Genomic DNA, 24,657 nt, shown 5'->3' on the forward strand with positions numbered 1-24,657 from the left:
CTCTTGTGAGAAAACGGCGCAGTCTCTATCGGAAGCTTACGGTGTATTTCTTAATTATCATTATCGGTTCATTAGCCTGCGTGGGGGTGTTCTCGTACCGCTCCTCATCCAAGGAGCTCGATGTGCTGGTTCAATCCCAGATGAAGCAGATGGTAAACAATGCACTCTATCACACGGATTTTTATCTTAAGGCCTATGGCCGCTCCATGCTGTCCTTGCTGACGAACCGTCAAGTGAAGGAGTTTATCGATTTGCCGGCTAACCTTGCCGATTACGAATATTATTACCACCGTAAATTGGTTCGCGAGGTCGGGATCGATCCGCTGTTTATCCGCAATCCGGAGATCGCGGCCATCTATATGATCAGTTATTCCGGCAATGCGCTGTACTATTTCAATGAAGTCGAGGAACAGTCGTTTACCCGGGAGCAGGTACAGAGGCAGCTGGAATATTTCCGGGGGAATACCAGCCCGACGGGTCAAATGAGTATTCTCAATTCGACCATTCTTAAGGATCAGAACAACCAAATGCTCACGCTGGTGCGCCAAATACGGGGATTAACCTCCCCCGAGCCTCTGGGCGTGCTGGCTATCGAAATCCGCTCCGCAGACCTGTCTGCTTTGTGGAAGGGCATTGAGCTTGGCGGAAACGGCTATTTCTTCATCACGGACGAGAAGGGTCAAATGCTGTATCATCCGGACGGACGTCAGGTAGGCTCTTCCATTCCCGCTGCCCTAACAAAGGACATCGAGCAGGCAGGACCCTCTCTCTTCGAGAATGGGGACACCGGAGAAGCACGAATGTATATGGCACGGAAATCGGACTATTCCAAATGGACTCTTACGGTCACCATGCCTCTGGAGGAGCTGCGTAAGCCGGTGGCCAACATTCGTATGACGACGATCGTCGTCGGCTTCATAACGATGCTCTTCGCGTTATTGTTCGCTTACCGGTTCGGTAAATCCATCACGGGTCCGATTCGTATCCTCCAGAACGGCATGCGCCAGACCGAGCAGGGGAACTGGGCCAAGATTCCGCTTCCGGAGCATAGCGACGAGATCGTGGAGCTGATGGAACGGTATAACCTCATGGTCGGACGCTTATCGGAGCTGATCGAGAAAGTGTATCAGGCCGAGCTCAAGAACCAAGTAAGTCAAATGGAGCGCCAGCGGGCGGAATTGCAGTCGCTTCAGCTGCAAATCAATCCCCATTTCCTCTATAACACGCTGGAGACGATTGTTTGTTATGCATCGATTCAGGAGTCCGAAGAGATTTCGGAAATTGTCAAATCGCTGGCCTATATGCTCCGTTATTCCGTACAGGCGAATCTCGAAGAGATTACGGTTGCGAACGAGCTGAAGCATGTGATGTATTATCTTGTGATTCTTCGCCACCGCATCGGCAGGGAATTTGAAATCAATGTAGCCTTGCCGGCGGACTATCTGCTGCATCATATGGTTCGGCTGACACTGCAGCCGTTGGTAGAAAATGTGTTTCAGCATGCCTTTTGCGACGGGGTGGAGGATTACCATTACATTCGAATCGATGGCGGCGAGAAGGACGGCTTGTTCTGGATCAGTGTGGAAGATAACGGAGCGGGGATGACGGAAAAGCAGCTTGCGGCGCTTAGAACGAAGCTGGATGCCAACCGTCTTGCCGACGATGCAGGGAAGAAGGGCGGCATCGGCATTCTGAACGTACACCGCCGGATTCAGATGGTTTATGGGGAAGAGTACGGATTACAAGTGGAGAGTGTGCTGGAAGAGGGAACGAGATTCACGATGATGATGCCGTCGATTCCTACGTCCGCACCCAAAAGTGGAGGAGATTTGGAATGATCATTCGCAATTACTTAAACGCGGAATACAAGTTCGGAAGCAGTCATAAAGGCAAAGGCGAGGTCAAAAGCGTGAGGCTGTACGACAACAAGGATTTTGATACGGCCTTGCGATTTTTCTATTACACGGAAATTCCTCCGCAAGCCTCCATCGGCTATCACACACACGGACAGGATGAGGAGGTTTATGTGATAATGGAGGGCCGCGGCCGGATGACGGTCAATGGAGAAGTGCGCGAGGTAGGTCCGGGGGATGTGCTGCTGAATAAGCCGGGCTGGAGTCATGGTCTTGAAAATCACACGGATGCGCCTCTGCGCTTACTTGTCTTTGAGGCGGCGCTCCCGGCAGTCGAATGAGGAGGGGGACCTTACAGTGAATCGAAAGAGGCTATGGTACCGCAAGCCAGCAGCGAAGTGGGTGGAAGCGCTGCCTGTGGGCAACGGACGCTTGGGCGGCATGGTTTTCGGGCAAGTGCAGGACGATAAAATTCAGCTGAACGAAGATTCAGTCTGGTATGGAGGACCGAAGGCGAATGCGGTGAATCCCGACGGTCTTGCGAATCTGCCGGAAATTCGCAGGCTGTTATTTGACGGCGAGGTGGAAAAGGCTGCGGCGCTCGCTCGCATGTCGATGTTTTCTACTCCGAAGTATTACAATCCTTATCAGCCGCTGGGGGAGCTAAAGCTTTTTTTTACCGGCCAAACCGGTACAGTGGAGGGCTACGAGCGGGAATTGGATTTGTCGACGGGCATCGTCAGCATCCGCTACCGTATAGGGGATACCACGTACAGGAGAGAAGTGTTCAGCAGCTATCCCGATCAGGTGCTCGTGGTTCGTCTCACCTGTGAAGGCTCTGGAAGACTGAGCTTCGGGGCGAATCTCAACCGTCGGCCTTATGAAGGTGAGAGCCGGAAGGTAAGCGACGATGCCGTGGCCATGCGGGGGGATTGCGGCAAGGACGGGGTCGAATATGCTTGCGTATTGAAGGGAGCGGCAGACGGCCAGCTTCGTGTGCTTGGCGATTTCGTTTCCGTAGAGGGAGCCTCCGAGGTTACGCTTCTGCTTGCCGCAGCGACGACCTTCCGGGAGAAAGATCCCGAAGCCGCCAGCCTAAAGGCAGTTACATCTGCTTCGAAGCTTAGCTATGAGGAGCTGAAGCGGAGGCACATTGACGACTATTTTTCGCTCTACGGCAGGGTCAATTTGAAGCTTGGAGGGGCGGACCAAGCGGTGCCGGCGGCAGAGCTGCCGACAGATGAGAGGCTGGAGCTTTGCAGGTCGGGTGATCCTGATGCGGGGCTGTTGGAGCTGTTTTTTCAATACGGAAGATATTTGATGATCGCCGGCTCGCGTCCGGGCAGCCTGCCGACCACGCTGCAGGGGATTTGGAACGATAGCTTCACCCCGCCGTGGGAGTCGAAATACACCATCAATATCAACACGCAGATGAACTATTGGCCGGCGGAGGTATGCGGTCTGCAGGAATGCCATGAGCCGTTATTCGAGCTGGTTGAGCGAATGAGAGCGGACGGGCGGAACACAGCACGTCAGCTGTACGGCTGCAATGGCTTCGTGGCGCATCATAACACGAACCTGTGGGCGGAAACCCGGCCGGAGGGTATTTTCCCTACCTGCGTCATTTGGCCGATGGGAGCAGCTTGGCTTAGCTTGCACCTTTGGGAGCATTATGCCTACAGCGGGGATCTGGCTTTCCTGCGTGAGCGGGCCTACCCCGTGCTGAAGGAAGCTGCCGAGTTTTTCGTAGATTACCTGGTGGAAACGCCGGATGGCCGCCTTGTCACGGGACCGTCCGTCTCTCCGGAAAATGTTTTCATCCTGCCTGACGGCGAGAAGGGTGCGCTCTGCATGGGGCCTTCCATGGATACGCAGATCCTGCGTGAGTTGTTCGACGCCTGCATCGACAGCTGTAAGCTTCTGGAGGCGGACACCGAATTCGCCGACCGGCTGTCCTCGCTCCTGCAGCGTTTGCCCAAGCCGCAGATAGGCAGCAGGGGGCAGCTGCTGGAATGGCTGGAGGAATACGAGGAGGCGGACGCCGGGCATCGTCATATCTCCCACTTGTTCGCCCTGCATCCGGGAACCCAAATCGATAAGCAGCGTACACCCGAGCTCGCTAAGGCAGCAGAGGAAACACTCCGTCACCGGCTGGCGAATGGAGGAGGGCATACCGGCTGGAGCAGCGCCTGGATCGTAAACATGTTTGCCCGTTTGGGCGAGGGGGAGGACGCTCATCAGCACTTGGTGAACATGCTTCGCAAGTCGACCTACCCGAATCTCTTCGACGCCCATCCGCCGTTCCAGATTGACGGTAATTTCGGCGCGGCGGCCGGTATGGCGGAGATGCTGCTCCAGAGCCATGCCGGAGAGCTGCTTCTGCTGCCTGCGCTGCCCGCCGAATGGCCGGAGGGAGAGGTCACCGGACTACGCGCGCGAGGCGGCTACAGGGTGACGCTGCGCTGGTCGGACGGGGCGCTGCAGGAGGGCGCCATCGAGCCGCTGAAGCAGGGAATGTGCCGCGTCCGTACTGCGACGCCGGTCGTGATCTGGTCGGGCGACGCCGAGGTGGCGCGCAGCCGTGCCGGCGAGGAAATCGTCGAGTTTACCGCCGAGCCTGACCGGACCTACCGGATTGTCGCCGTGTAGTTACTCGAAGATGAAAGAAAAGCGGATGACGACAGGCAAGGCGCCTGTGTCATCCGCTTTTTAGTAAGGAGAAGCAGCCGTGATTTCCCTACGCTTTCAAGATCTGCTCGATCTGCTCCAGTATTTCTTGCGAAAGCTTCACACCGGAGGCGGAGCAATTCTCCACAACCTGCTCCGGGCGGCTTGCTCCCACTAGCGCGCTTGCCACATTGCTCTGGCGCAAAATCCAGGCAATCGCCAGCTGCGACATGCGGAGTCCCAGCCCATCCGCAATCTCCGCCAGCTGTTCCACCTTGGACAAGGTTTCCTCATTCAGCCGCTTTTCATCCCAGCCCTTGCTTGCTGCGCGGCTGTTCTCCGGAACCGCCTGACCGCGGCGATATTTTCCCGTCAGGATGCCCTGGGCCAGCGGAGAAAATACGACTTGACCGAAGCCCTTGGCTTGGCCAAGCGGAATGATCTCCTTCTCTATGTAACGGTTAAACATATGATAAACCGGCTGATTCACGATCAATTTGTCCAGCAGCAGCTTGTCGGCGATCGCGAAGGCTTCCGTTATCTGAGCGGGTGTCCATTCGCTCACTCCGATATAAAGCACCTTGCCTTGGCTTACCAGATCATCCAGAGCCCGCAATGTCTCCTCCAGAGGGGTTTCCGGGTCGTAGCGGTGACAATAGTAGATGTCGATATACTCGGCGTTTAACCGCTTCAGGCTGGCATGGCACTGCTCCATAATGTGTTTACGAGATAGTCCGCGATCGTTCGGACCCTCGCCCATTTTGTTAAACACCTTGGTTGCCAGGACGTAGGACTCCCGCGGATAAGCGTTCAGCACCTTGCCCATGACCTTCTCCGCTTCGCCCCGTTCATACATATTGGCGGTATCGAAGAAATTGACCCCCAGATCATATGCCTGCTCTATCGACTTTACAGCGTTCTCATTCTCCACATAGCCGCCGTACGTAAGCCAACTGCCCAGACTGATTTCACTAACCTTTAAACCGCTGTTCCCGAGCTTGCGATAATTCATTTTGCTTTCCCTCCTGCTTGTGATATAGCGATCCCATTCTATCATACTTCAGCTTGGCCCTTCCCAAGTACTGGCTGAATTATGGTGGCTATGTTATTTTTTATGATCGCCCTCGGCGCCTGCAAATCGTAAAAAAACACAGTTGTACTGAAAGCCTTTGCATTGTGCAGCGGACTTAAGCACTTTATGATGAACCGTAAGTCATTGGGAAAAGAGGTCGAGTATGGATCTGTTAATCGTAGACGATGAGCCCATCATCCGCAAAGGACTGTTGAAAATGGCCGAATCCTACACGCCGGCCTTTTCCAAGATATGCACGGCGGCCAATGGGCTGGAAGCACTGGACATCATACAGGCGTCGGAGCCGGATCTGATTATTACCGATATTCGGATGCCGAAGATGGACGGCTTGGAGCTGTGCCGGACGCTTCATGAGGATTTTCCCCATATTCCGATTGTTGTTATCTCTGGTTATAGCGACTTTGAATACGCGCAAAAATGCATGAACTACGGAATCAGGCATTATCTACTGAAGCCGGTCACGAAGCCGGACGTACATGAAGTGCTCAACACCATGATCAAATCTCAAATGAAGAGCTTTGTGCCCATAACAAGGTTCGTGGATTGGATCGACCGCATGGAGCAATGCATCTGGTCTTTGCAAACGGATGAATTGGTCAAGCTGATGGAGCAATGGCGATTGTATTGTTTAACGGCCCATTTTACGCTGCCACAGCTAAAGGAGCTGCTGGAGGATTGTATGTCCATGCTTCACAAACGGTTCCAGGAGAGGAGCTATACTCCGGAGCTTTCCCCGCGGGAGACGGTGCCGCATACCGCCAAAGAAGCCTTGGATGTGTTCGAGGCCAAGCTGCAGCGGATGGCCGATGGGCTTCTCGCTTCCCGTAATGGGAATTTTAAAGACCCGATGGAGGAAGCCAAAGCTTACATTAACGGAAGGCTCGCAGAAGAGGTAACATTGGAGCAGGTTGCTCAGATGGTGGGCCTGACCCCCACGTACTTCAGCGCCTTATTCAAAAAAATGACTGGGGAAACCTTCGTTCAATATCGGATCCAGCAGCGAATGGAACGAGCCAAGGAGCTTCTGGCCGTACCGCATATTCGAATTGTAGATGTAGCGACGGGGGTCGGCTATGACGATTACCCTCATTTCACCAAGACCTTCAAGAAAATCGTTGGAGTCTCACCATCCGAATTCCGGACCCGGTTAGGAATTAAGTAGTGCTGGAGCAGAGCAAGAACGTGCTGGACCGTCGCTTCGAGAAAATCGGCAAAATGGCCGCCGGTTCCCTGTGGAACCGGTGTTTTTTTCTTTATCGTAAAACAATTGCTACGATTTTTAAAATATTGCCTTATTGTTGTCCGACATTCCGCTGATGAATAATAAAAGTAGGAATTCCATGATCAGGAACCACGAGGAAACTGGAGGGTGGAACGGCATGCATTTATTAATCGTCGACGACAATCCTGTGATGCTGCAAACATTCCGCAGCATGGCACAGGCCTTCACGCCGGCTTTTTCCAAGATCAGCACGGCACGAAACGGCATGGAGGCTTGGGCAAGCATTCGTTCGAAGGAACCGGATATGGTGATAACCGAAATTCATATGCCTGACATGAACGGACTGCGTTTGTGCCAAGCTGTCCATAAGCAATATCCCCATATCCCGATTGCAGTCATTTCGGAAAGCGGTAAGTTCGAGGACGCTCGGCAGTGTATGAATTCAGGGGTCAAGCATTATTTGGTAAAGCCTGTTACTGACGAAGAAATGCATGAGGTGCTTCGCAAGCTGGTGAAGCATGCAGCCCAAGGGTACCTGTCCTTCCATCGCTGTCTGGAATGGATGGATTCCATTGAGCGTTGCGTCTGGACTTTGCAGCTGGAGGAGCTGGAGGAGCAGCTGAAGAAAGGAAGAGCCTTCTGCCGATCCGCCGGTCTGACCCTTTCTCAAGTGAAGGAGCTGCTCAGCGACTGCGCATCCTTACTTCAAAAGCGTTTTCAGGCAAGAAGCTTCCCGGCGGAATTTACCCCAGGGGAGCATCCGGTCGCTACGATTTCGGAAGCTTTGGATTGCTTCGAGAAACAAATCCGGCAAATTGCGGATGAGCTGCTGATCGCCCGCAACGGGAATTATAAAGACCCGATGGAGGAAGCGAAGACCTACATCGAACGCAGGCTTTCCCAGGATATTACCCTAGATCATGTAGCGGCGATGGTCGGCTTGACATCCACTTATTTCAGTTCCCTTTTCAAACAAAAGACCAACGAATCCTTCGTGCAATACCGCACCAACCGGAGAATGAAGAAGGCGAAGGAGCTGCTGTGTCTGCCGCACTTTCGCATTGCGGATGTAGCTGCGGAGGTAGGCTACGATGATTATCAGCATTTTACCAAAACCTTCAAGAAGATCGTCGGGTTTACTCCGTCCGAATTTCGGGGACAGCTGGGGATCAAATAAGAAATCGTAAAAAATCCAAGGCCGACCGAAAATAAATACACACGCTCCTATGCTATAGTGATAACCGAATACCTTGTATATTTTTGAAGAAGCAGAAGGGATAAGGAGTGATCACGGGTTGAACAGGAAAAAGTTTCTTGCCGTCATTCAGCTGCTGTGCATGGCAACGGTAGCTCTTCCGAATGCAGGCTATGCCGCTGATGGCGCTGCCGCCAGCTCCGTTACCGCCAGTACCGTGGTGAACGTATCCACTACGGCAGAGCTTGTAAGCGCAATCAATGCCGCTTCAGCCGGCACGACGATTGTTCTTGCGGACGGTACCTACACCCATACGGGCAGCTTTCCCATTACGGATAAACACGGGACGGCATCCAATCCCATCACGATCCGCGCGGCTAACCAAGGGCAGGTCGTCATGACCGGGCGGGCAGGGTTCAATATCAGCAATTCCTCTTACATTGTCATTCAAGGAATGAAGTTTACAGGAACGGCCACTGCGGTCAATATGAACAGCTCCCACCATATTCGTGTAACCCGGAACACGTTTGCACTTGGAGCGGGGAACAATATCAAATGGGTCCAGTTCAGCGGCAACAACAGTCATCATAACCGGATCGATCACAACGAATTCGGGCCTCGGGTCGATTTGGGGCAGATGATTGCTTTCCAGAGCTCGGTCATGTCCCAATATGATGTGATTGAGTACAACTATTTCCATGATGCGGCTCATCAAACGGTGAACGGCGGCGAGACGATTCGCGTAGGGCTGTCCGGCTCCTCCATGACAAACGGCTATACGACGATCCAGTACAACCTGTTTGAAAATTTGGACAGCGACCCCGAAATTATTTCGGTAAAGAGCGGGCAGAACACGGTGCGTTTCAATACGTTTATTAACAACAGAGGACAAGTTACGGCCAGACACGGTCACGGCAACAGCTATTACGGCAACTACTTTTTCCGCACGGTAGATAAGCCTGGCGTTGGCGGACTGCGGATTTACGGCAATGATCATAAGATCTACAATAACTATTTCGAGAATATCGATAGCACCATTCACATCGACGGCGCCAACTACGACGCAGGTCCGGACGGTAGTAATTATGATTCCAGCGTATTGACCAGGCACTGGCGCGTCTATCGGGCCCAGGTGTTCCATAATACCATCGTGAACAGCTCCTCCGGTATTGTTGTAGGCAAGAGCTATACCTATGGTCCGGTGGACAGTGTTGTAGCGAACAATCTTGTGATCGGCTCCGGCGGACCGCTGTACAACGAAGTGAAGGGCGACAATATCCGGTATGAAGGCAACATCGGTTTCGGAGGAACCCTGAGCAATCTGCCCAGATCCTCCTCGGAGATTAAGGAAGCGGATCCTTTGCTTCAGCCTGTGAACGGACTCTATAGGCTGTCTGCAGACAGCCCGGCTATCGATGCGGCTGCGGGAGATTATCCGGTAATTGATGATATGGATGGGCAGTTACGCGGCAGGGCAGACGTAGGGGCTGACGAGCTAGAGACCGGCCTTGTACTCAGGAAGCCGTTAACCCCGGCAGAGGTAGGACCGAACGCTCGGATGGCTATGACCTCCCGGGCGGTAGGTACACATACGGGGAACGGGTGGTATTCCTCCGACGTGAGCGTGCAGCTCGGTGTGGTGAATGCTGAAGAGGGAGCAGGTCAGATTGAATTTCGATTAGGCTCACAAACAAGCTGGCAGCCGCTGCCCGCAGAAGCGATCCGCTTCACTGAGGAAGGGGAGCATGTTCTTCGTTATCGCTACGCCGGCGAAGGGGTTCCGGAGCAGGAGCAGAAGCTGGGCATCCGCATCGACAAGACCGCACCCGCCTACCGGCTGCTTGCTAACGGGCAGCCCATGGCAGAAGAGGCTGTATACCCGGACACGTCAACGCTAGCCTTGAAGCTTCAGGGGGAGGACTCGTTATCCGGAGTGGCAAGACAATCCCTTACGGTGAGCGGGGCAACATACGAGAGAGAAGCGAGCGTACCGCTGGCAGGGAAACTGGGCGAACAAGCGGTGCATGTTTTGATCGAAGATGCAGCCGGGAACGTCACGGAAGCAGTCCATTGGTATAAGGTAATACCGACGCTTGAAACGCTGCTGTCTGTCGCAGATAGCTACATCGCGTCAGGCGAGGTGTCGGGACCGCTTGTGATGCAAACGTTAAACCGATTGAAGCAGGCAAGCCACCATTTGGATAAAGATGCGGAAGCGAAGCAGCAAGCGATTCATTTTCTCGGGAAGCTGATTCAAGCCGCTCAACAACCGCCTCAAGAGGCCATGATTTCATCACCGGCCCGACAGTACATTACTGCTTACAGCCGGGCTTTAATCGAACAGCTTACCTCCTAGCAAGCATCGAACGAAGCCGATCCGTTAAATCGTAATCGTAGGGGGCATGATGCCAATGGATGAAATGAAAGATCAGCCTCGCCTTCAAGCAATCCGGCTGCGGGCGCCGAAGACCACGCTGCGTCTGGATGAGCCGGTATTCCTGTGGCTAAGCGGCAGGATGAGCGACGGCAGTGAAACCAATTTCTTGGGCACCCGCATAGCTTATACATGCAGCGACCCGGAAGTATTGAGCACGGTAACTAGGATGGGGGCGGGAGCCTTCATCCGTGCCGGCACAAGAACCGATGGAGAAGCGAGTGTGACGGTAACCGTCACTGACCAGGACGGGGAGACATTCACCGAGAGCATCCTCTTCACCGTCATTCCTGAGCCCGCAAGACCCTTTATCCACCCATACCATCAGACTTTAACGATGAAAATCACCTCTTGCACTCCCGATGGTACGGTATACAGCTCCTTTGAACAAAGCCTCGATGTCATCAGAAAGCTGGACCATCTGACACGCGAAATACCCAAAATTATTTATTTGACCGGTTGGCAGTACGACGGACACGATACCGGATATCCGGCTTGGGATATCGTCAACCCGAAGCTTAAGCGCCCGCAGGACGAAACGGCGCTGGAGAGCTTGCAATGGCTGATGGAGGAGGCGTTCGCCTACAACACCACGGTGAGCCTGCACATCAACATGCTGGATATCAACCCGTCGAGCCCCATGTGGGACGTTTATGTCGAACGGGACCTGCTCGCAAGAAACGCGGACGGAAGCTTGAAAACGTATTTGTGGGGACATCCGATCTCCTATACCAGAGAATGGAATGCCGGCTTCACGCAAATCCGGATCGATCAGCTGCTGGAGATGCTTCCGCTGCAAAAGGCTGGGACCATACACATCGATGCGTTTCATCAGTTGATTCCCCGCCTGGAGCACGAGACCATAAGTCCTTATCACGGAATCAGCCTGCTTGAGGAGGCGGAAACCCAAAAGAAAATGTTCCGCTACTGGCGGGATAAGGGAGTGGATGTCACCTCCGAATTCGATCATAAGTACCGGATGGATCCGTTCCTCGGGCTGCAGCCGCTGGCCTGGCATTTCGGGCAGCTGGATCCGATGAGGGTCCCGGCGGCACTTTGCGTCGGAGGCGAAGGAGGCGACCCCCGCTTCGGTGTTTCCATGCTGGGACAGAAAATTATCAAGTCCGACCCGGGCAACCTGGATGGATTTCTGGATGAGTTTTGCCGCAAAACCTTATGCTGGTATTACTTGAACCGGCTGGGCAGACTTAGCGAACTGGACGGAGTCGTTACGTTCACTGACGGCGTTACGAGCTATGAGGAAAACGGAAAGCATATCATCCGTCAGGGAGAAATCCAGATTAGGGAAGGTAACGATCTGTTCGTCCCCGTGCTATGGAATGAACACAAATATAAGGAGATCCTTGCGTACAGCAGGGACGGCTATGTCAATCGGGTCTGGAAGCTGCCTGAGCCGTGGCGATCGATCGATGCCGCGGATCTGTATTCGGTAAGCGTTCAGGGCGTGAAGCTATTGGAGCAAAATAAAATCATTCACGGGGGGACGATTTCGATTTCCCTAGGCAAAGGTCAGGCTCTTAGTCTGGTGCCCACGGGGACAGTAATTTGAATACGCTTTCTTACATTGGAGGAGGTAGCTCTATGGAGATCAAAACGCAACCTTCGGCGGATACGGTTTCGGAGGAGGAGCAAATGCCGACAAGGCGCTCCCGGCGGGTTATTCCCATGCAGGAGGTGCAAGTAACCAGCCCGGATGGGCAATTGGCCTTTACCGTAGGCCCGAACCCGGAACGGCTGACCTACTGGGTGACCATGGACGGCAGGATCGTCACGGAGCCGTCTGCTTTTCATATGATACTGGATGGCTACCACTTGTCCTCCGGCGTTATTTTTAATCGGATGGAACGTTACACGGTCGATGAAGCCTACCCTTGGCACGGTGCACACGATGCAGCGGTCCATCGCTGCAACGGTCTCCGGTTGAGCCTAACGCATGACCTAAGCATGATTACTTATGTCCTGGACATAAGGGTGTTTGATGACGGCTTCGCTTACCGGCATATCATCGAAGCCGAGCCGGAGGAAGCCCATGTGCCGGATGAGGGTTCGCAATTCATCCTGCCTGCGGGTACCGTCTGCTGGTATCATGACCTCGACGGGCATTATGAAGCGGAGTACGCCGAGCAGGAGATATCGAATATCCAGTCCGGTCAGTGGGGAGCCCCGCCTCTAACCTTCCGGCTGCCGGGAAATGCCGGATACGGATCGATTACAGAGGCCAACCTGGTCAATTACAGCGGAATGGCCTTGGAGAACGACGGGCGCAGGGGATGGACCGTCGCTCTTGCCCACCGTCACCCAATCAACTATCCTTTCGAGCTCCGCTACGGGCGGGAGGAGGCCAAACGCCTGGCTTCCCCTGCAGCCGTGTACGGTAAGGTTACCACTCCATGGAGGGTGATGATGCTTGCCCGGGATTTGAATGGCTTGGTCAATTGCGATATCGTGCATAACCTGAGTCCTGCAGCGGACCCCAAGCTGTTTCCTGAGCAGGTGAAGACGGCATGGGTGGAGCCGGGGCTTGCCGTATGGGATTATGTGGACCGCAAGTATGAACCCAGAGAGGGGATCGACGCCTACGAGCTGATGAAGAAATTTTCTCTCATGGGACACCAGCTTGGTGCCAAGTATCACATCCTGGAGGGCTTCGCCTATCAATGGCCGGATGAACAGATAAGGGAGTTCGTTGAGTATTCCAAGGACTTGGGTATCCGTGTCATGTTCTGGCGCCACAGCAAGGACCTGCGAACCGCTGAAAGCAGAGAGTCGTTCTTCTCGCGCCTTCACCGACTGGGCGTAGCAGGAGCCAAGATCGACTTCTTCGATCATGAAGCCAAGGAAAACATCGATCTTTATGAAGAGCTGCTTCGGATGGCGGCAGAGCGCCAGCTGGTGCTGAACTTCCACGGATCGAATAAGCCGACCGGCAGGACGAGGACATGGCCTAATGCAATGATCTATGAAGGCATTCGCGGAATGGAGTCCAGCGGGTTAAAGAAGCGGGCCCGTCATGAGACGATTCTGCCGTTCACCCGATACCTTGCAGGTCCTGCCGATTACACCACCATGATCTTCACGGAACGGCGCAGAGACTCAACCTGGGCGCACCAAATCGCCTGTCTTGCCACCTTCCACAGCCCTATGCTGACGATAGCCGCACATCCGCAGAGCGTGCTGGACAATCCGGCCTTGGCCGTCATTCGGAATATCAAGCCGGTATGGGACGAGACGATCGTGCTGCCCGAATCGAGCATCGGAGAGCTAACCTTGTTTGCACGCCGAAGCGGCGGCATGTGGATCCTGGCTGTCATGAGCGCAGGACCGGCCAGAGCCGTTCAGGTGCCATTATCCTTTTTAGCGGAGGGAACCTACCAAGCGACACTCGTTCGGGACGACTTGGAGAACGACGGTGCGGTTGTGCTGGAAGAGCGCATGGCCGAGCGGAGTCAAACGCTTGCCATCGAGCTTCATAGCGGAGGCGGCTTCGTCGGCATGTTCATCAAACAGGCAAATGTCTGAGAGCCATAAGCAAGCCAATTACTTAAGGGGGGAAATATATGAAAAAGCAAACGATTTCCGCTTTACTAGTGAGCTTTGCCTTAGCTTTGACGGGCTGCAATGCAGCCACCCAGACGCCGGTCGAAAGCACCGCCTCCGAAGGGCTTCCGCAGCTGGGCAACGACCCGGTCACCGTGAAAATTTTTGCGAGCACAGGCATGTTTTCGGACGAGGAGTTTGCCCGTTATCTCGCTGAGCCGGTAAAGAAGAAGTACCCTCAGATTAGTGTAGAACGAATCAATTCGGGCGGGCAGAAAATTCAGGATCTCATCACGGCGGGCGAAATCCCGGATATTTATGCGAGCTATCCCGGTCCGATGGGCAACGCGCTGGCCGAATACAAAATGCTGTATAATATCGAGCCCTTAATTAAGAAGTATCGGTTCGATACAGGGCGGTTTTCCGATGAAGCCTTGCAAACGCTGAAAATAGCTGGGGGTCAAGATTTTCTGCCGGGTCTTCCTGCGTATACGAATACGTTCGCGCTCTTTTATAACAAGGACATCTTCGATAAATTCGGTGTGCCTTATCCGAAGGACGGAATGTTCTGGGATGAGGTTGCGGAGCTCGCCAAGAAGTTCAACCGTATGGAGAACGGCGTGATGTACCGGGGCGTGTTCCCGGACGGCATCGGCCGGATTCAGCAGCAGCTGTCGATCCCCTTCGCGGATTTTACCGCCAATAAATCGCTTGTGAACACCGAACAGTGGCGTGAAGCGTTCCAAATTTGGGGCTCCTTGTTTAAAATGCCGGGTCTAACCGAAGGGGATTTTAAGGTACCCAATGCCGGGAAGAACCAGACCGCCTTCGCCGGAGGAACGCTCGCCATGATTGCCAGTCACAGCAATTTGCTTAACACGCTAAAGAAAACGGAAGGCGTCAACTGGGATATGGTGACCTACCCGCAGCACAGGAAGGCCCCCGGGATCGGTCAGCGGATGGATTCCCCGATTCTGTCCATCACAGAGCAGAGCAAGGTGAAGGATGCGGCTTTCCTCGTTCTGGACACCTTGCTGTCCACTGAGGTTCAGACCGAAATGATGCGCGGCGGCCGCATGACCGTGTTGAAGGATGAGAAGCTGAAGAGCGAGTTCGCCAAAGGACTAAAGGAGTTCGAGGGCAAAAACCTCAGTGTCATGACCAAGCTGAAATTCGCGGTGATGACGCCGTTCCGTTATTTGCCGGATGGGGATGTAGACAAAATTCTTGCCAAAGCCTTTAACGCTTATATCGTTGACGAGAAGGATCTGAATACCGCGCTGCGGGAAGCGGACGAAGAGATGAACAAGTTAATCCAAGATAAGCTCAGTCAGAAAAAATAATGGGTGAGGGAGCTTGGTGGTCTTATGAACTGGAGAAAAATTGGAATCGTTAGTCTATGCACTGCGTTTCTGCTCGCCGGATGTACCGGTGGAGACGCGGGCGCCCCGCAGGCAACACAGGACAACAAGGAAGCGGTTAAAATCAGTACGGAACCGGTAACCGTAAAGTTTGCAACCAGCAGAGGCATTTTCACCGATGTCGAATTCAAGAAGTACGTACAGGATCCGCTGGCGAAGAAATATCCCCATATTACGGCTGAGTACATCAATACTTCGGAGAAAGGCTTTGGTATTACGGAGCTGGTAGCCGCCGGCAGCATTCCCGATATTATCGTAGGATATGGAGGCACCCTGAAGCAGCTGAAGGAGCTGCGGCTGCTGTCCAACATGGATCCGCTGATCAAGAAGCATAACCTTGACCTGAACCGGATCATCCCGGAAACGCTTAGCTACATTAAAGTCAATGCAGATACGGACTACCTCGGAGGATTGCCTATATTTAATAACACGTTCGCCCTGTTTTATAACAAAGCGCTGTTCGATAAATTCGGCGTTCCCTATCCTAAAGACGGCATGACCTGGGAGGAAGCGGGAGATCTCGGCAGGCAAATGACGCGGGTTTACGATGGAGTTCAGTACCGCGGATTTTACCCGGATAACGTCAATCGGATGATCAACCAGATCGTGCTCTACCAGTTGGACAAAAACAATAATCACAAATCCACCTTGACCACGGAGCCTTGGAAGGAAGCCTTCGAGCTGTGGAACCGGATCTATAACTATCCGGGGAATGCGGACGCTCCTTACGACACGATGAATTTTGCTCCGAATCAGGAAGCGTTCCTGAAAGGAGAGCTCGCCATGATTGCAGGCTTCAGCTCTACCCTGCTGGCCTTGCGTCAAGCCAAGGAGATGAGCTGGGATGTGGTGACCTACCCGCAGCATAAGAAAAATATGGGCTACAGTACGAATGTGGATACGCCGAATATGTCCATTACCGAGCAAAGCAAGGTAAAGGATGCCGCCTTCCAGGTCATTGAAACCATATTGTCCGATGAGGTCCAGCTGGAGCTTGCGAGGAACGCCAAAATGTCCATTCTCAGCAGTGAGGTTGTGAAACAGGAATACGGGAAAGGAATCCCGGAATTTGCCGGAAAGTCGCTAAACCTCACCAGTATGGTGAAGCTGAAGCCATCGGTGCCGAGCATCTCTAAATATCAGGGCAGCGACACCAACAAAATTGTATTGGACGCGTATGACCTGGTGCTGAAGAAAGAAAAGGATATCAATACGGCACTCCGAGAGGCGGATGAGCAGTTGACGAAGCTCGTGGAGTTCAAAAAGCAGAACGGTCAATAGGAAGCAGTTTCAGATGGGGCAGCCGAATCAGCGGCTGCCCCATTTTTCCATTTAATTTTCGTTTGATCTTATGGATGATTCTAGTAAAATAATAAGGTGTTATTTATTAGCCAAGTGACAACGGAGAGGCGGTGTCTCGTGCCGGTCAAAAAATTGGTAGCCAGGTGGAAATCCTCGCTCAAATGGAAGCTGGTTTCGATTTTTGTGGCTATCGTGCTTAGCAATTTGCTGGTGATTGCTTATTTGGTCAACGAACAGGTTACGAATGCGATCGAGCACGATGACATTCAATTCAGCCGTCTTGTGCTCAAGCAGGCGAATCTGAACCTGGTCCGGTATCTGCAGGACTACGACCATTTTATGATAACGCTTGGAACCAGCCAAGAGCTGCAGGCTTGGACAAGCTTAAGCGGTGAGAAGGCAGCGGCATCGATCGTACCGTACTCTGTTATTCAGAGGGAATACATTCGCCCTTTCGCCAGCTCGCATCCCGAGCTCGTTTCCATCTTTTTTTATAATAAGAACGGAAATGAAGTTCCCTACTCCCCCAAATACGGAATTCGTTACGGCTATTCGCTTCGTGCGGAGAGCTGGATTGACCAGGTTCCGCCGGTCGGGAATATGACCTTTATCGTCGAGCAGAGCAAAACCTATGTGGATACGGACCTGAAACCGCTCTCTTTTCCTGTTATTTCGATTATTAAGCGTTTCGGTTATAACGGCTCAACCTATGTGAAGATGGATATTTTGCCTACGCTTCTCCAGAGCATTCTCAATGAAATCAACCTAGGGGAGAATGGTGTCGGCCTGATCGTTGACGCTAAAGGTAAAATCATCGCCCATCCGCAAACAGACCGCTTTCAGACGCAGCTGGACAGGACCATGATGGATCGGATGACCGACTCTGACAAAGGGGCCTTCGTGCTGGACAATCCCAAGGAAATCGTGATCTTTGAGGCCATTGCCGGTACGAATTGGAAATCGGTTATCATCCTTCCCTATCGTGAGATTGTAGGCAGCATCTATAAGATACGAAATGCCATGCTGATAACAACGGGCATTTGTCTCGTGCTGTCGGCGTTCCTGATCGTTCTTGTTTCTTCCTCCGTTACTCGGAGATTGACTACTATCCGGCAGCGTATGAAGCAAACGGGCCAAGGCCAGATGGATGTTCCCGTTGCCGTAGAAGGGCAGGATGAAATTTCGAGTGTAGCGCAGTCGTATAACCTCATGCTGGAGGATTTGCAGCTGCATATTAAACGGCTCGCAGAATCGAAGCTGGTGGAGCAGCAATCGGTGCTGTTCTCGCTGCAATCTCAAATCGACGCTCATTTTCTGTATAATACTCTTGAAATCATTAATTCTATGGCCTCCAAAATCAAGCATAAGGAAATCGAGCAAATTACCGTTTCTTTGGCACATATGTTTCGCTATACGGCCAGCTATAAAGTAACGGAGGTCACCCTTCGGGATGAGCTACAGCACTTGAGACGGTATTTGGGAATCATTCAAATTCGCTTCGGAGAGCTATTCACCTATGACCTGGAGGTAGATGAAGCGTGCCTGGATATCAAATGCCTGAAGGTCATTCTCCAGCCGATTGCGGAAAATGCCGTGAAGCATGGCTTCGAGAAGACAGGAACGCCGATTCACTTAACCATTCGGATTAGGCTGGATAGCAGGAAGGAACAGGTAATGGTAACGTTCGCGGATAACGGAAAGGGCTTTGAGCCGGAGAAGCTGACAGAGCTTCAGGGCCAATTGCGCAGCTCGAATCTGCAGTATTCCGAGTTCAAAAGGATCGGTTTGCTGAATATCCAGTATCGGTTGATTACGAGGTATCATGAGACTGCTGCCGGAATTGACATTTTCAATCGGGAAGAGGGCGGAGCCGTCGTTTCTTTCACGTTTCCACTGAATAGATGATTTAGAACGGAGGGGTGCAATGAAAAGGATACTTATCGTGGATGACGAGCAGCACATTAGGGAAGGGATCGCAGCCAAGATCGAGCAATGTGAGGAAGATGCCTACCTGATCAGCGGAGAGGCCGCAAGCGGCACACAAGCGCTGGATTGGTTAGCCTCTCATTTCGCGGACATTTGCATTACCGACATTCGGATGCCCGTGATGGACGGGCTTGAGCTGATCCGCTGCATCAAAGAAAAGTATCCATGGATGCTTAGTATCATCGTGTCAAGCTATGATGATTTTCACTATGCCAAACAAGCGCTTCAGCTCGGCGTGAAGGATTATATACTCAAGCCTATCGACCGGGAGATGCTGCAGGAGTCGCTGGCTGGCGTAGCCATGACGCTCCAGCAGAATCGTCTTGACCGGGCCTTTCAAATTTTGGTTGAGAAGATGCACCCTTCCCAGGGGCTCATGAACCGCTGGAAGGATCTTCTGGAGACCAGGCAATTCAGCAATTATCCTCTTCTCGTGGTGGACACTCTCCAGATGTTCGAGGATTGGGTACATACGGATTATTATTTGTTCGATGCGTTGACCACGAAGTGGATTGAGATGGTGGCTAAGGAATTGAACCTGGAGATGCCCGGGCAGGAGGAGCTGCGAAGCGGTGACTGGGGTGATACGGAGCTTACACTGCACCATGACTCGGTACGTTTCTATTTTCGCTTAGGCGCCGTGATGCGTCTCGAGAAGGGCATGTTAAGCCTGATTGATGTGCTGAAGAACAGCTATCAGCATGAGAATGTAAAGATGATACGTCAAATCAAACATTACATCGATGAACATTATGCCGAGAAAATCAATCTGGAGGAGCTTGCCGATCTAATCCCAATCAGTCGGTCCTATCTGGCGGTATTGTTTAAGCAAAGCACGGGACAAACGGTTTGGAACTACCTTGTTGAGGTACGGATGAAGAATGCGAAGCTGCTGCTCCTGGATCAGAAGCTTAGAATCTACGAGGTGGCCGCTAAAGTCGGCTATGAGAACAGCGAACATTTCTCCAAGCTCTTTAAAGAATACTATGGGGTCTCCCCCAAAGACTACAGGCGCATGGTGGATCTTCATGTAGAATAAACTCATAGGATCGTGCAAGCCCGGTTTGCAAGCAACCGGGTTTGTTCGTGCGGCCGGAATGATTCGTAGAACGATTGCTATGGTTTTTCATATATTGCCTTCTTGTCCCTAAGCAAGGAAATAGTGGATAATAAAGTAACAAGGGGAACAATAATTAGAAATGAGTAGGGGGGCATTTATGAAAAAGCCAGTAATCGCGTTATCCGGTATTATGCTGGGCATGACCGCTTTGCTTGCGGCGTGCGGAGATGACGGTAACACGACAGGAGCCTCCGGGAATAGCAATGGTGACATCAAGATGACCCCCGTGGGAACGTATCCCATTGTGAATGAAAAAGCAACCCTTAAGGTCTTCACGAAACAAGACGTAAATGTGGAGAATTATGAAACCAATGAATTCACCAAATGGTATGAGGACAAGACGAATGTAAAAGTAGAATGGGAGGTCGTGCCGGGCTCCGCCATGAAGGAAAAGCTTCAGGTGAAGCTGGCAGGAGGCGATCTCCCTGATGTGTTCATGTCCTCCGGAATTTCGGACAGCCAGCTGGTCGGTTACGGAAGTCAAGGCTTGTTCTTACCCTTGAATGAATTGATCCATCAATACGCGCCGAATGTGAAACGTATGATCGAAAAGGCACCGTATTTAAGCTATTATTTATACGCGCCGGACGGGAAAATTTACTCCATTCCGAATGTAGGGGAAACCTTCCATGCCACCATGCCGAAGAAGCTGTGGATTTACAAGCCTTGGCTGGATAAGCTGGGCCTGCAGGTGCCAACTACCCTGGAGGAATATTATAACGTGCTGAAGGCGTTCAAAACCCAGGATCCGAACGGAAACGGCAAGGCTGACGAAATCCCGCTATCCGGCGCCAATGGAACCACCAACGGAAACAATGAAATCGAGAGCTTCTTTATGCAATCGTTTCTCTTCTACGACCGTTCGAATTATTTAATGCTCGATAACGGCAAAGTGGAGTTCTCTGCGGATAAGCCGGCTTATAGGGAAGGACTCAGATACTTAAGAAAATTGGTACAGGAGGGGCTGCTGCAGCCGGATGCGTTCATACAGGACCGCAAGGCGTTGACTGCACTGGCTGAGGACCCGGCAGGATCGAGACTGGGCTCGGCAACCGCGCTTTATTGGGGGAACCTGTCGATTGACAACGGGCCGAGCGGAAGATACAAGGTGTATGTCCCTGTGCCGATCCTGGCCGGTCCCGACGGGAAACGCTATGGGTTCGATCGGGGTTATGGCGTGGACAACGGCGCCTTCGTCATTACTAAGGATGCCAAGAATCCGCAACTGGCCATGCGGTGGATCGACTGGTTCTTTAACGAGGATGCCAAGCTGGCGGAGGGGATGAGCGATTATTTAGGCAAGGAGGGCGTAGGCTGGAAAAAACCGGAGCCCGGCACCAAAGGACTTGACGGCGGTCCGGCAACCTACCAAATGCTCGTTCCGTTCGGCACCAAGAACAACTTCCGCTGGTCCCAAACGGCGCCGCGCTTCCAGGATCTAAGCTTCCGTAACGGCATTGCGGCAACGAAGGAAGCGGAAACGGAGGTTCGGCTGCAGCAGATCACGAAGGATTATTATAAACCGTATTCGGCGGCGGAGCGGTATGTGCCACATATGTATTTCTCTGATGAGGATCTGGCCCAGTTCGGCGATATTCAGAAAAGCATTACCACCGTCGTACAGGATTTCATGCTGAAATTCGTGACGGGAACGCTTGATATCGATAAGGATTGGGACAAATACATCAAGGAGCTGGAAAATGCCGGAGTGAAATCCTACACCCAAATTATTCAAGCGAACTACGCCAAATTGAAAAAGTAAGAGGATGCCCGGAGGATGCCTCGTAAGTAAGGGGCGATTACCGGGCCTTTTCATTAAGAAAGAGGAGAGAACAGGGTATGCTGAACAACGCGGAAGTGAAATCTCCTGCTATACCGCGTACGCTGAAAAACCCGGGCAGCGGCGTCATGAAGAGGATCCGGGACAACTGGCAGCTGTATCTGCTGCTGCTGGTTCCGGTCCTATATGTCATTATTTTCCACTACGTTCCTATGTACGGACTTATTATTGCCTTTAAAAATTACAGTGTTGTGAAAGGCGTGCTTGGCAGCAAGTGGGTGGGTTTGGTTCATTTCGAACGCTTTTTCCATTCCTATGACTTCTGGCTGGTGTTGAAAAATACGCTGCAGCTGAGCTTGTTCAACCTGCTGGTAGGCTTTCCGGCCCCCATTCTGCTTGCGCTATGCATCAACTATTTGCCCGGCCGGCGGTTTCGAAATGTGCTGCAGATGACTACCTATGCACCGCACTTTATTTCCGTGGTTGTCATTGTAGGTATCATCGTACAGCTGCTCTCCCGAGAGGGGCTGGTCAATGACATCATCACCGCGTTGGGCGGACAGCCGGTCAATTTCCTCGGTACCCCGGGCTACTTTAAGTCCATCTATGTGCTCTCAGGCGTGTGGCAGCAAGCAGGCTGGGGCTCGATTATTTATTTGGCGGCCCTCGCAGGCATCGACCCTCAGCTTCATGAGGCCGCAACGATTGATGGAGCCAGCAAGGTAAGGCGGATCTGGCACATCGATCTGCCCGGCATTCTCCCTACTATTGTCATTCTGCTGATTCTCGATGTCGGAAGAATCATGAATATCGGTTTCCAGAAGGTGCTGCTGCTTCAAAATCCGTTGACCGTACAAGCCTCGGAGGTTATTGATACGTATGTTTATAAAGTCGGTATCATTTCCGGGATGCCGAACTTTTCTTATGCGGCTGCCATTGGGCTGTTCAAATCGATTATTGGATTTATTCTCATTATTACTGTCAATCGTATCGCCAAAAAAGTCAATGAAACCAGCTTGTGGTAAGGAGGCGGCGGCGTGAGAGAAACCGCACTGATGAAAGAATCCGGGGGAGACAGGCTGTTCACGGCATTCATCTGTTGCTTGGCGGGCATCATATTATTGCTTGTATTATATCCCCTTGTTTATATAGTAAGCGCTTCCTTCAGCTCTCCTACGGCACTGATGTCCGGGAAGGTGTGGTTGTTTCCCGTCGAGCCGGGGCTGGCGGGTTACCGGGTAGTGATTGAACATAAAGAGGTGTGGACAGGCTATTCCAACAGTCTGTTCTATACCGTGGTCGGAACGGCGCTTAATGTCATCATTACTATTGCAGCGGCCTACCCGTTATCCCGCAAGGATTTGGACGGAAGAAAATTCATCCTGCTGCTGTTTACCTTTACGATGATTTTCTCCGGCGGGATGATTCCCACCTATCTTCTTGTGAAAAAACTCGGATTGCTGAACACCCGGTGGGCGCTTCTCATTCCGAATGCGATGAATGTATTTCATGTGATCGTCATGATGTCCTTCTTCCGTTCTTCGATTCCCGATGAATTGCTGGAATCGGCCATGATGGACGGCTGCAGCAACTTTCGCTTCTTATGGAGCATTGTCCTGCCGCTTTCGGGCTCGATTATTGCAGTAACGACGTTGTTCTACGCCGTGGAGCACTGGAATAGCTTTTTTGAAGCGTTACTTTATTTATCGGACAAAAAGATGTACCCGCTGCAAATTTTTCTGCGTGAAATCCTCTTATTGAATACGGCGGATGACCTGACCTCCAATATAGCGGATCAGAACCAGCGTCTCTATTTGAATGAACTGTTGAAGTACTCGTTGATTATATTTGCATGTCTGCCGCTTTTGGTCATGTACCCATTTGTACAGAAGCACTTCGTCAAAGGGGTTATGATCGGGTCGATTAAAGGGTAGTTACGTAAAAAAAGGAGAGGCGATCTCCTCAGGCTGGTAAAACCTGCTTGAGGTGACCGTCTCTTTTTGTGAGGGAGCTTGGTGGTCCTATGAACTATATAAACGCCCCTACGTAATAGGTAAGAGACTCATTTTTTCGTTTTTATGGAGGCCGAACCGATCCGGTATGTCCATGTCTTGTAATAAGAGGAATTTTTGCCGTACGAGTTGTCAATCAGAACATTTTTCTTACTCATGAGGCAGGCGAGGATATGGCCGTGAAGTCGGGAAGTCGTGATTTCATCATGCTGGCTGAAAGCAATGATCGCCTTGTGAATAAGCTTCTCCGCGATATTATACCAAGACTGTGCCAATTCCGCGGAATTAGCAGCTCCCTTCGAATCTTTATGTCTTTTTCTCATCCGGCGAATATCGTGATGTTCATTCTCCGAGAGTAAATTATTCCAATCGATCGCGTTAGCTTTAACCGACGGATGCAAACCCTCTTTCTTTTCTACGTCTTTACGCAGCAGATAGAGCGTTTTTGCTTTGTGCTTAGCTTCTAACGGACGAATAGGCCATAGCTGATGAGCCATATCGGGCATGACGCGTATATGGGGGCTAAAGCCGGTCACTCGGTACAAACTTAATGAGTCCCTGGCAAAAATGTGAAGATCTTCATGTTTAGAGAAAATACTCCTTGCTTTTCTGTATTTTTTTTTATTCTGGAAGTAAACCGTTTGTGGAAGGATGACGATTCGGTGGCGGGGGTATTCTGCAATAACTTTCTCCCGCAGCGCCTGATGCGAACCGTAGATATCTCCGAAATTCCCCCCCCCATGGCAGACGATGATATGGTCGGACGGGATGGATAGCTTCTCCGGAAAATTTAAGTAGCTGTATCTGGCGTGGACGTTTATTTCATAGTCTTTGAAGAACTGTTCAGTTCCCTTGAATATTAGCAAATCACCGATGTTGCCGTGGACGGGATAGTCCAGGTAAACAATATTGGAGCCCGGCGGGATGACTGCTGTAATCTCTGAGAGCCTTGCCTTGAGCATGTCTATGGGAGATTTATGCTTAAGCAGCACTAGAATCACCTTCCTGAGGTTA

The 24,657-nt window shown here is 51.9% G+C and carries 17 protein-coding genes; 15 read left to right on the forward strand and 2 right to left on the reverse strand.

Features of this window, described 5'->3' with window-relative positions; all coding sequences use genetic code 11:
* The first annotated feature begins 5 nt into the window (after positions 1–5).
* Genes RAC89_RS19545 through RAC89_RS19555 form a run of 3 tightly spaced genes read left to right on the forward strand, consistent with a single transcriptional unit; the run spans position 6 to position 4,502 of the window.
* On the forward strand, positions 6–1,838 hold the full coding sequence (locus RAC89_RS19545) for a cache domain-containing sensor histidine kinase (RefSeq protein WP_306615376.1): 1,833 nt from the start codon (positions 6–8) through the stop codon (positions 1,836–1,838).
* Positions 1,835–2,194, forward strand: a complete 360-nt coding sequence (locus RAC89_RS19550) for a cupin domain-containing protein (RefSeq protein ID WP_306615377.1) — start codon at positions 1,835–1,837, stop codon at positions 2,192–2,194. Before RAC89_RS19545 ends, RAC89_RS19550 begins: the two co-directional genes overlap by 4 nt.
* Positions 2,195–2,210: 16 nt before the next feature.
* Positions 2,211–4,502 carry a glycoside hydrolase family 95 protein gene (locus RAC89_RS19555; RefSeq protein ID WP_306615378.1) on the forward strand — a complete coding sequence of 764 codons (2,292 nt, stop codon included), beginning with the start codon at positions 2,211–2,213 and terminating at the stop codon, positions 4,500–4,502.
* An 88-nt stretch (positions 4,503–4,590) separates the two neighbouring features.
* Here the strand turns inward: RAC89_RS19555 and RAC89_RS19560 are convergent, their stop codons facing one another.
* Positions 4,591–5,532 carry an aldo/keto reductase family protein gene (locus tag RAC89_RS19560; protein WP_306615379.1) on the reverse strand — a complete coding sequence of 314 codons (942 nt, stop codon included), beginning with the start codon at positions 5,530–5,532 and terminating at the stop codon, positions 4,591–4,593.
* A 223-nt stretch (positions 5,533–5,755) separates the two neighbouring features.
* On the opposite strand from RAC89_RS19560, the gene RAC89_RS19565 reads away from it, so the two are divergent.
* The 12 genes from RAC89_RS19565 (at position 5,756) to RAC89_RS19620 (ending at position 23,565) form a co-directional block, all read left to right on the forward strand.
* Entirely contained in the window at positions 5,756–6,775 is a 1,020-nt protein-coding gene (locus RAC89_RS19565) for a response regulator (RefSeq protein WP_306615380.1), read from the forward strand.
* A gap of 217 nt (positions 6,776–6,992) precedes the next feature.
* Positions 6,993–8,012 (forward strand): response regulator transcription factor, encoded by a 1,020-nt coding sequence (locus RAC89_RS19570; RefSeq protein ID WP_306615381.1) that lies wholly within the window; start codon positions 6,993–6,995, stop codon positions 8,010–8,012.
* A gap of 118 nt (positions 8,013–8,130) precedes the next feature.
* Positions 8,131–10,386, forward strand: a complete 2,256-nt coding sequence (locus RAC89_RS19575) for a polysaccharide lyase 6 family protein (protein WP_306615382.1) — start codon at positions 8,131–8,133, stop codon at positions 10,384–10,386.
* A gap of 55 nt (positions 10,387–10,441) precedes the next feature.
* Positions 10,442–12,034, forward strand: coding sequence for an endo-alpha-N-acetylgalactosaminidase family protein (locus RAC89_RS19580; RefSeq protein ID WP_306615383.1), 1,593 nt, complete (start codon positions 10,442–10,444; stop codon positions 12,032–12,034).
* A 32-nt stretch (positions 12,035–12,066) separates the two neighbouring features.
* The gene (locus RAC89_RS19585) at positions 12,067–14,004 is read left to right on the forward strand and encodes a glycoside hydrolase family 97 protein (RefSeq protein ID WP_306615384.1); all 1,938 of its coding nucleotides are present in this window, start codon (positions 12,067–12,069) and stop codon (positions 14,002–14,004) included.
* A 38-nt stretch (positions 14,005–14,042) separates the two neighbouring features.
* A complete protein-coding gene (locus tag RAC89_RS19590; RefSeq protein WP_306615385.1) occupies positions 14,043–15,365 on the forward strand; it encodes an ABC transporter substrate-binding protein in 1,323 nt (440 codons plus the stop codon).
* Positions 15,366–15,389: 24 nt separating this feature from the next.
* Positions 15,390–16,724: an ABC transporter substrate-binding protein gene (locus tag RAC89_RS19595; protein ID WP_284638253.1), complete on the forward strand. Its 1,335-nt coding sequence runs from the start codon at positions 15,390–15,392 to the stop codon at positions 16,722–16,724.
* A gap of 138 nt (positions 16,725–16,862) precedes the next feature.
* A complete protein-coding gene (locus RAC89_RS19600; protein WP_306615386.1) occupies positions 16,863–18,650 on the forward strand; it encodes a sensor histidine kinase in 1,788 nt (595 codons plus the stop codon).
* Between the two features lie 19 nt (positions 18,651–18,669).
* A complete protein-coding gene (locus RAC89_RS19605; protein ID WP_306615387.1) occupies positions 18,670–19,770 on the forward strand; it encodes a response regulator transcription factor in 1,101 nt (366 codons plus the stop codon).
* Positions 19,771–19,948: 178 nt separating this feature from the next.
* Positions 19,949–21,613 (forward strand): extracellular solute-binding protein, encoded by a 1,665-nt coding sequence (locus RAC89_RS19610; protein WP_306615388.1) that lies wholly within the window; start codon positions 19,949–19,951, stop codon positions 21,611–21,613.
* A gap of 77 nt (positions 21,614–21,690) precedes the next feature.
* On the forward strand, positions 21,691–22,656 hold the full coding sequence (locus tag RAC89_RS19615; protein ID WP_306615389.1) for an ABC transporter permease: 966 nt from the start codon (positions 21,691–21,693) through the stop codon (positions 22,654–22,656).
* A 12-nt stretch (positions 22,657–22,668) separates the two neighbouring features.
* On the forward strand, positions 22,669–23,565 hold the full coding sequence (locus tag RAC89_RS19620) for a carbohydrate ABC transporter permease (protein WP_306615390.1): 897 nt from the start codon (positions 22,669–22,671) through the stop codon (positions 23,563–23,565).
* Between the two features lie 128 nt (positions 23,566–23,693).
* On the opposite strand, the gene RAC89_RS19625 is transcribed toward RAC89_RS19620, so the two are convergent.
* Entirely contained in the window at positions 23,694–24,635 is a 942-nt protein-coding gene (locus RAC89_RS19625; protein WP_306615391.1) for a polysaccharide pyruvyl transferase family protein, read from the reverse strand.
* Positions 24,636–24,657: the final 22 nt, after the last annotated feature.

Origin of the sequence: Paenibacillus sp. GD4 (assembly GCF_030846225.1) — a bacterium.
GTDB classification, from domain to species: domain Bacteria; phylum Bacillota; class Bacilli; order Paenibacillales; family NBRC-103111; genus Paenibacillus_G; species Paenibacillus_G silviterrae.

Excerpts from the sequence above, each read along its gene's own strand:
- RAC89_RS19550 (WP_306615377.1), top strand. The coding sequence starts at position 1,835 with ATGATCATTCGCAATTACTTAAACGCGGAATACAAGTTCGGAAGCAGT.
- RAC89_RS19560 (WP_306615379.1), bottom strand. The coding sequence starts at position 5,532 with ATGAATTATCGCAAGCTCGGGAACAGCGGTTTAAAGGTTAGTGAAATC.
- RAC89_RS19565 (WP_306615380.1), top strand. The coding sequence starts at position 5,756 with ATGGATCTGTTAATCGTAGACGATGAGCCCATCATCCGCAAAGGACTG.
- RAC89_RS19570 (WP_306615381.1), top strand. The coding sequence starts at position 6,993 with ATGCATTTATTAATCGTCGACGACAATCCTGTGATGCTGCAAACATTC.
- RAC89_RS19580 (WP_306615383.1), top strand. The coding sequence starts at position 10,442 with ATGGATGAAATGAAAGATCAGCCTCGCCTTCAAGCAATCCGGCTGCGG.
- RAC89_RS19585 (WP_306615384.1), top strand. The coding sequence starts at position 12,067 with ATGGAGATCAAAACGCAACCTTCGGCGGATACGGTTTCGGAGGAGGAG.
- RAC89_RS19590 (WP_306615385.1), top strand. The coding sequence starts at position 14,043 with ATGAAAAAGCAAACGATTTCCGCTTTACTAGTGAGCTTTGCCTTAGCT.
- RAC89_RS19595 (WP_284638253.1), top strand. The coding sequence starts at position 15,390 with ATGAACTGGAGAAAAATTGGAATCGTTAGTCTATGCACTGCGTTTCTG.
- RAC89_RS19605 (WP_306615387.1), top strand. The coding sequence starts at position 18,670 with ATGAAAAGGATACTTATCGTGGATGACGAGCAGCACATTAGGGAAGGG.
- RAC89_RS19610 (WP_306615388.1), top strand. The coding sequence starts at position 19,949 with ATGAAAAAGCCAGTAATCGCGTTATCCGGTATTATGCTGGGCATGACC.
- RAC89_RS19615 (WP_306615389.1), top strand. The coding sequence starts at position 21,691 with ATGCTGAACAACGCGGAAGTGAAATCTCCTGCTATACCGCGTACGCTG.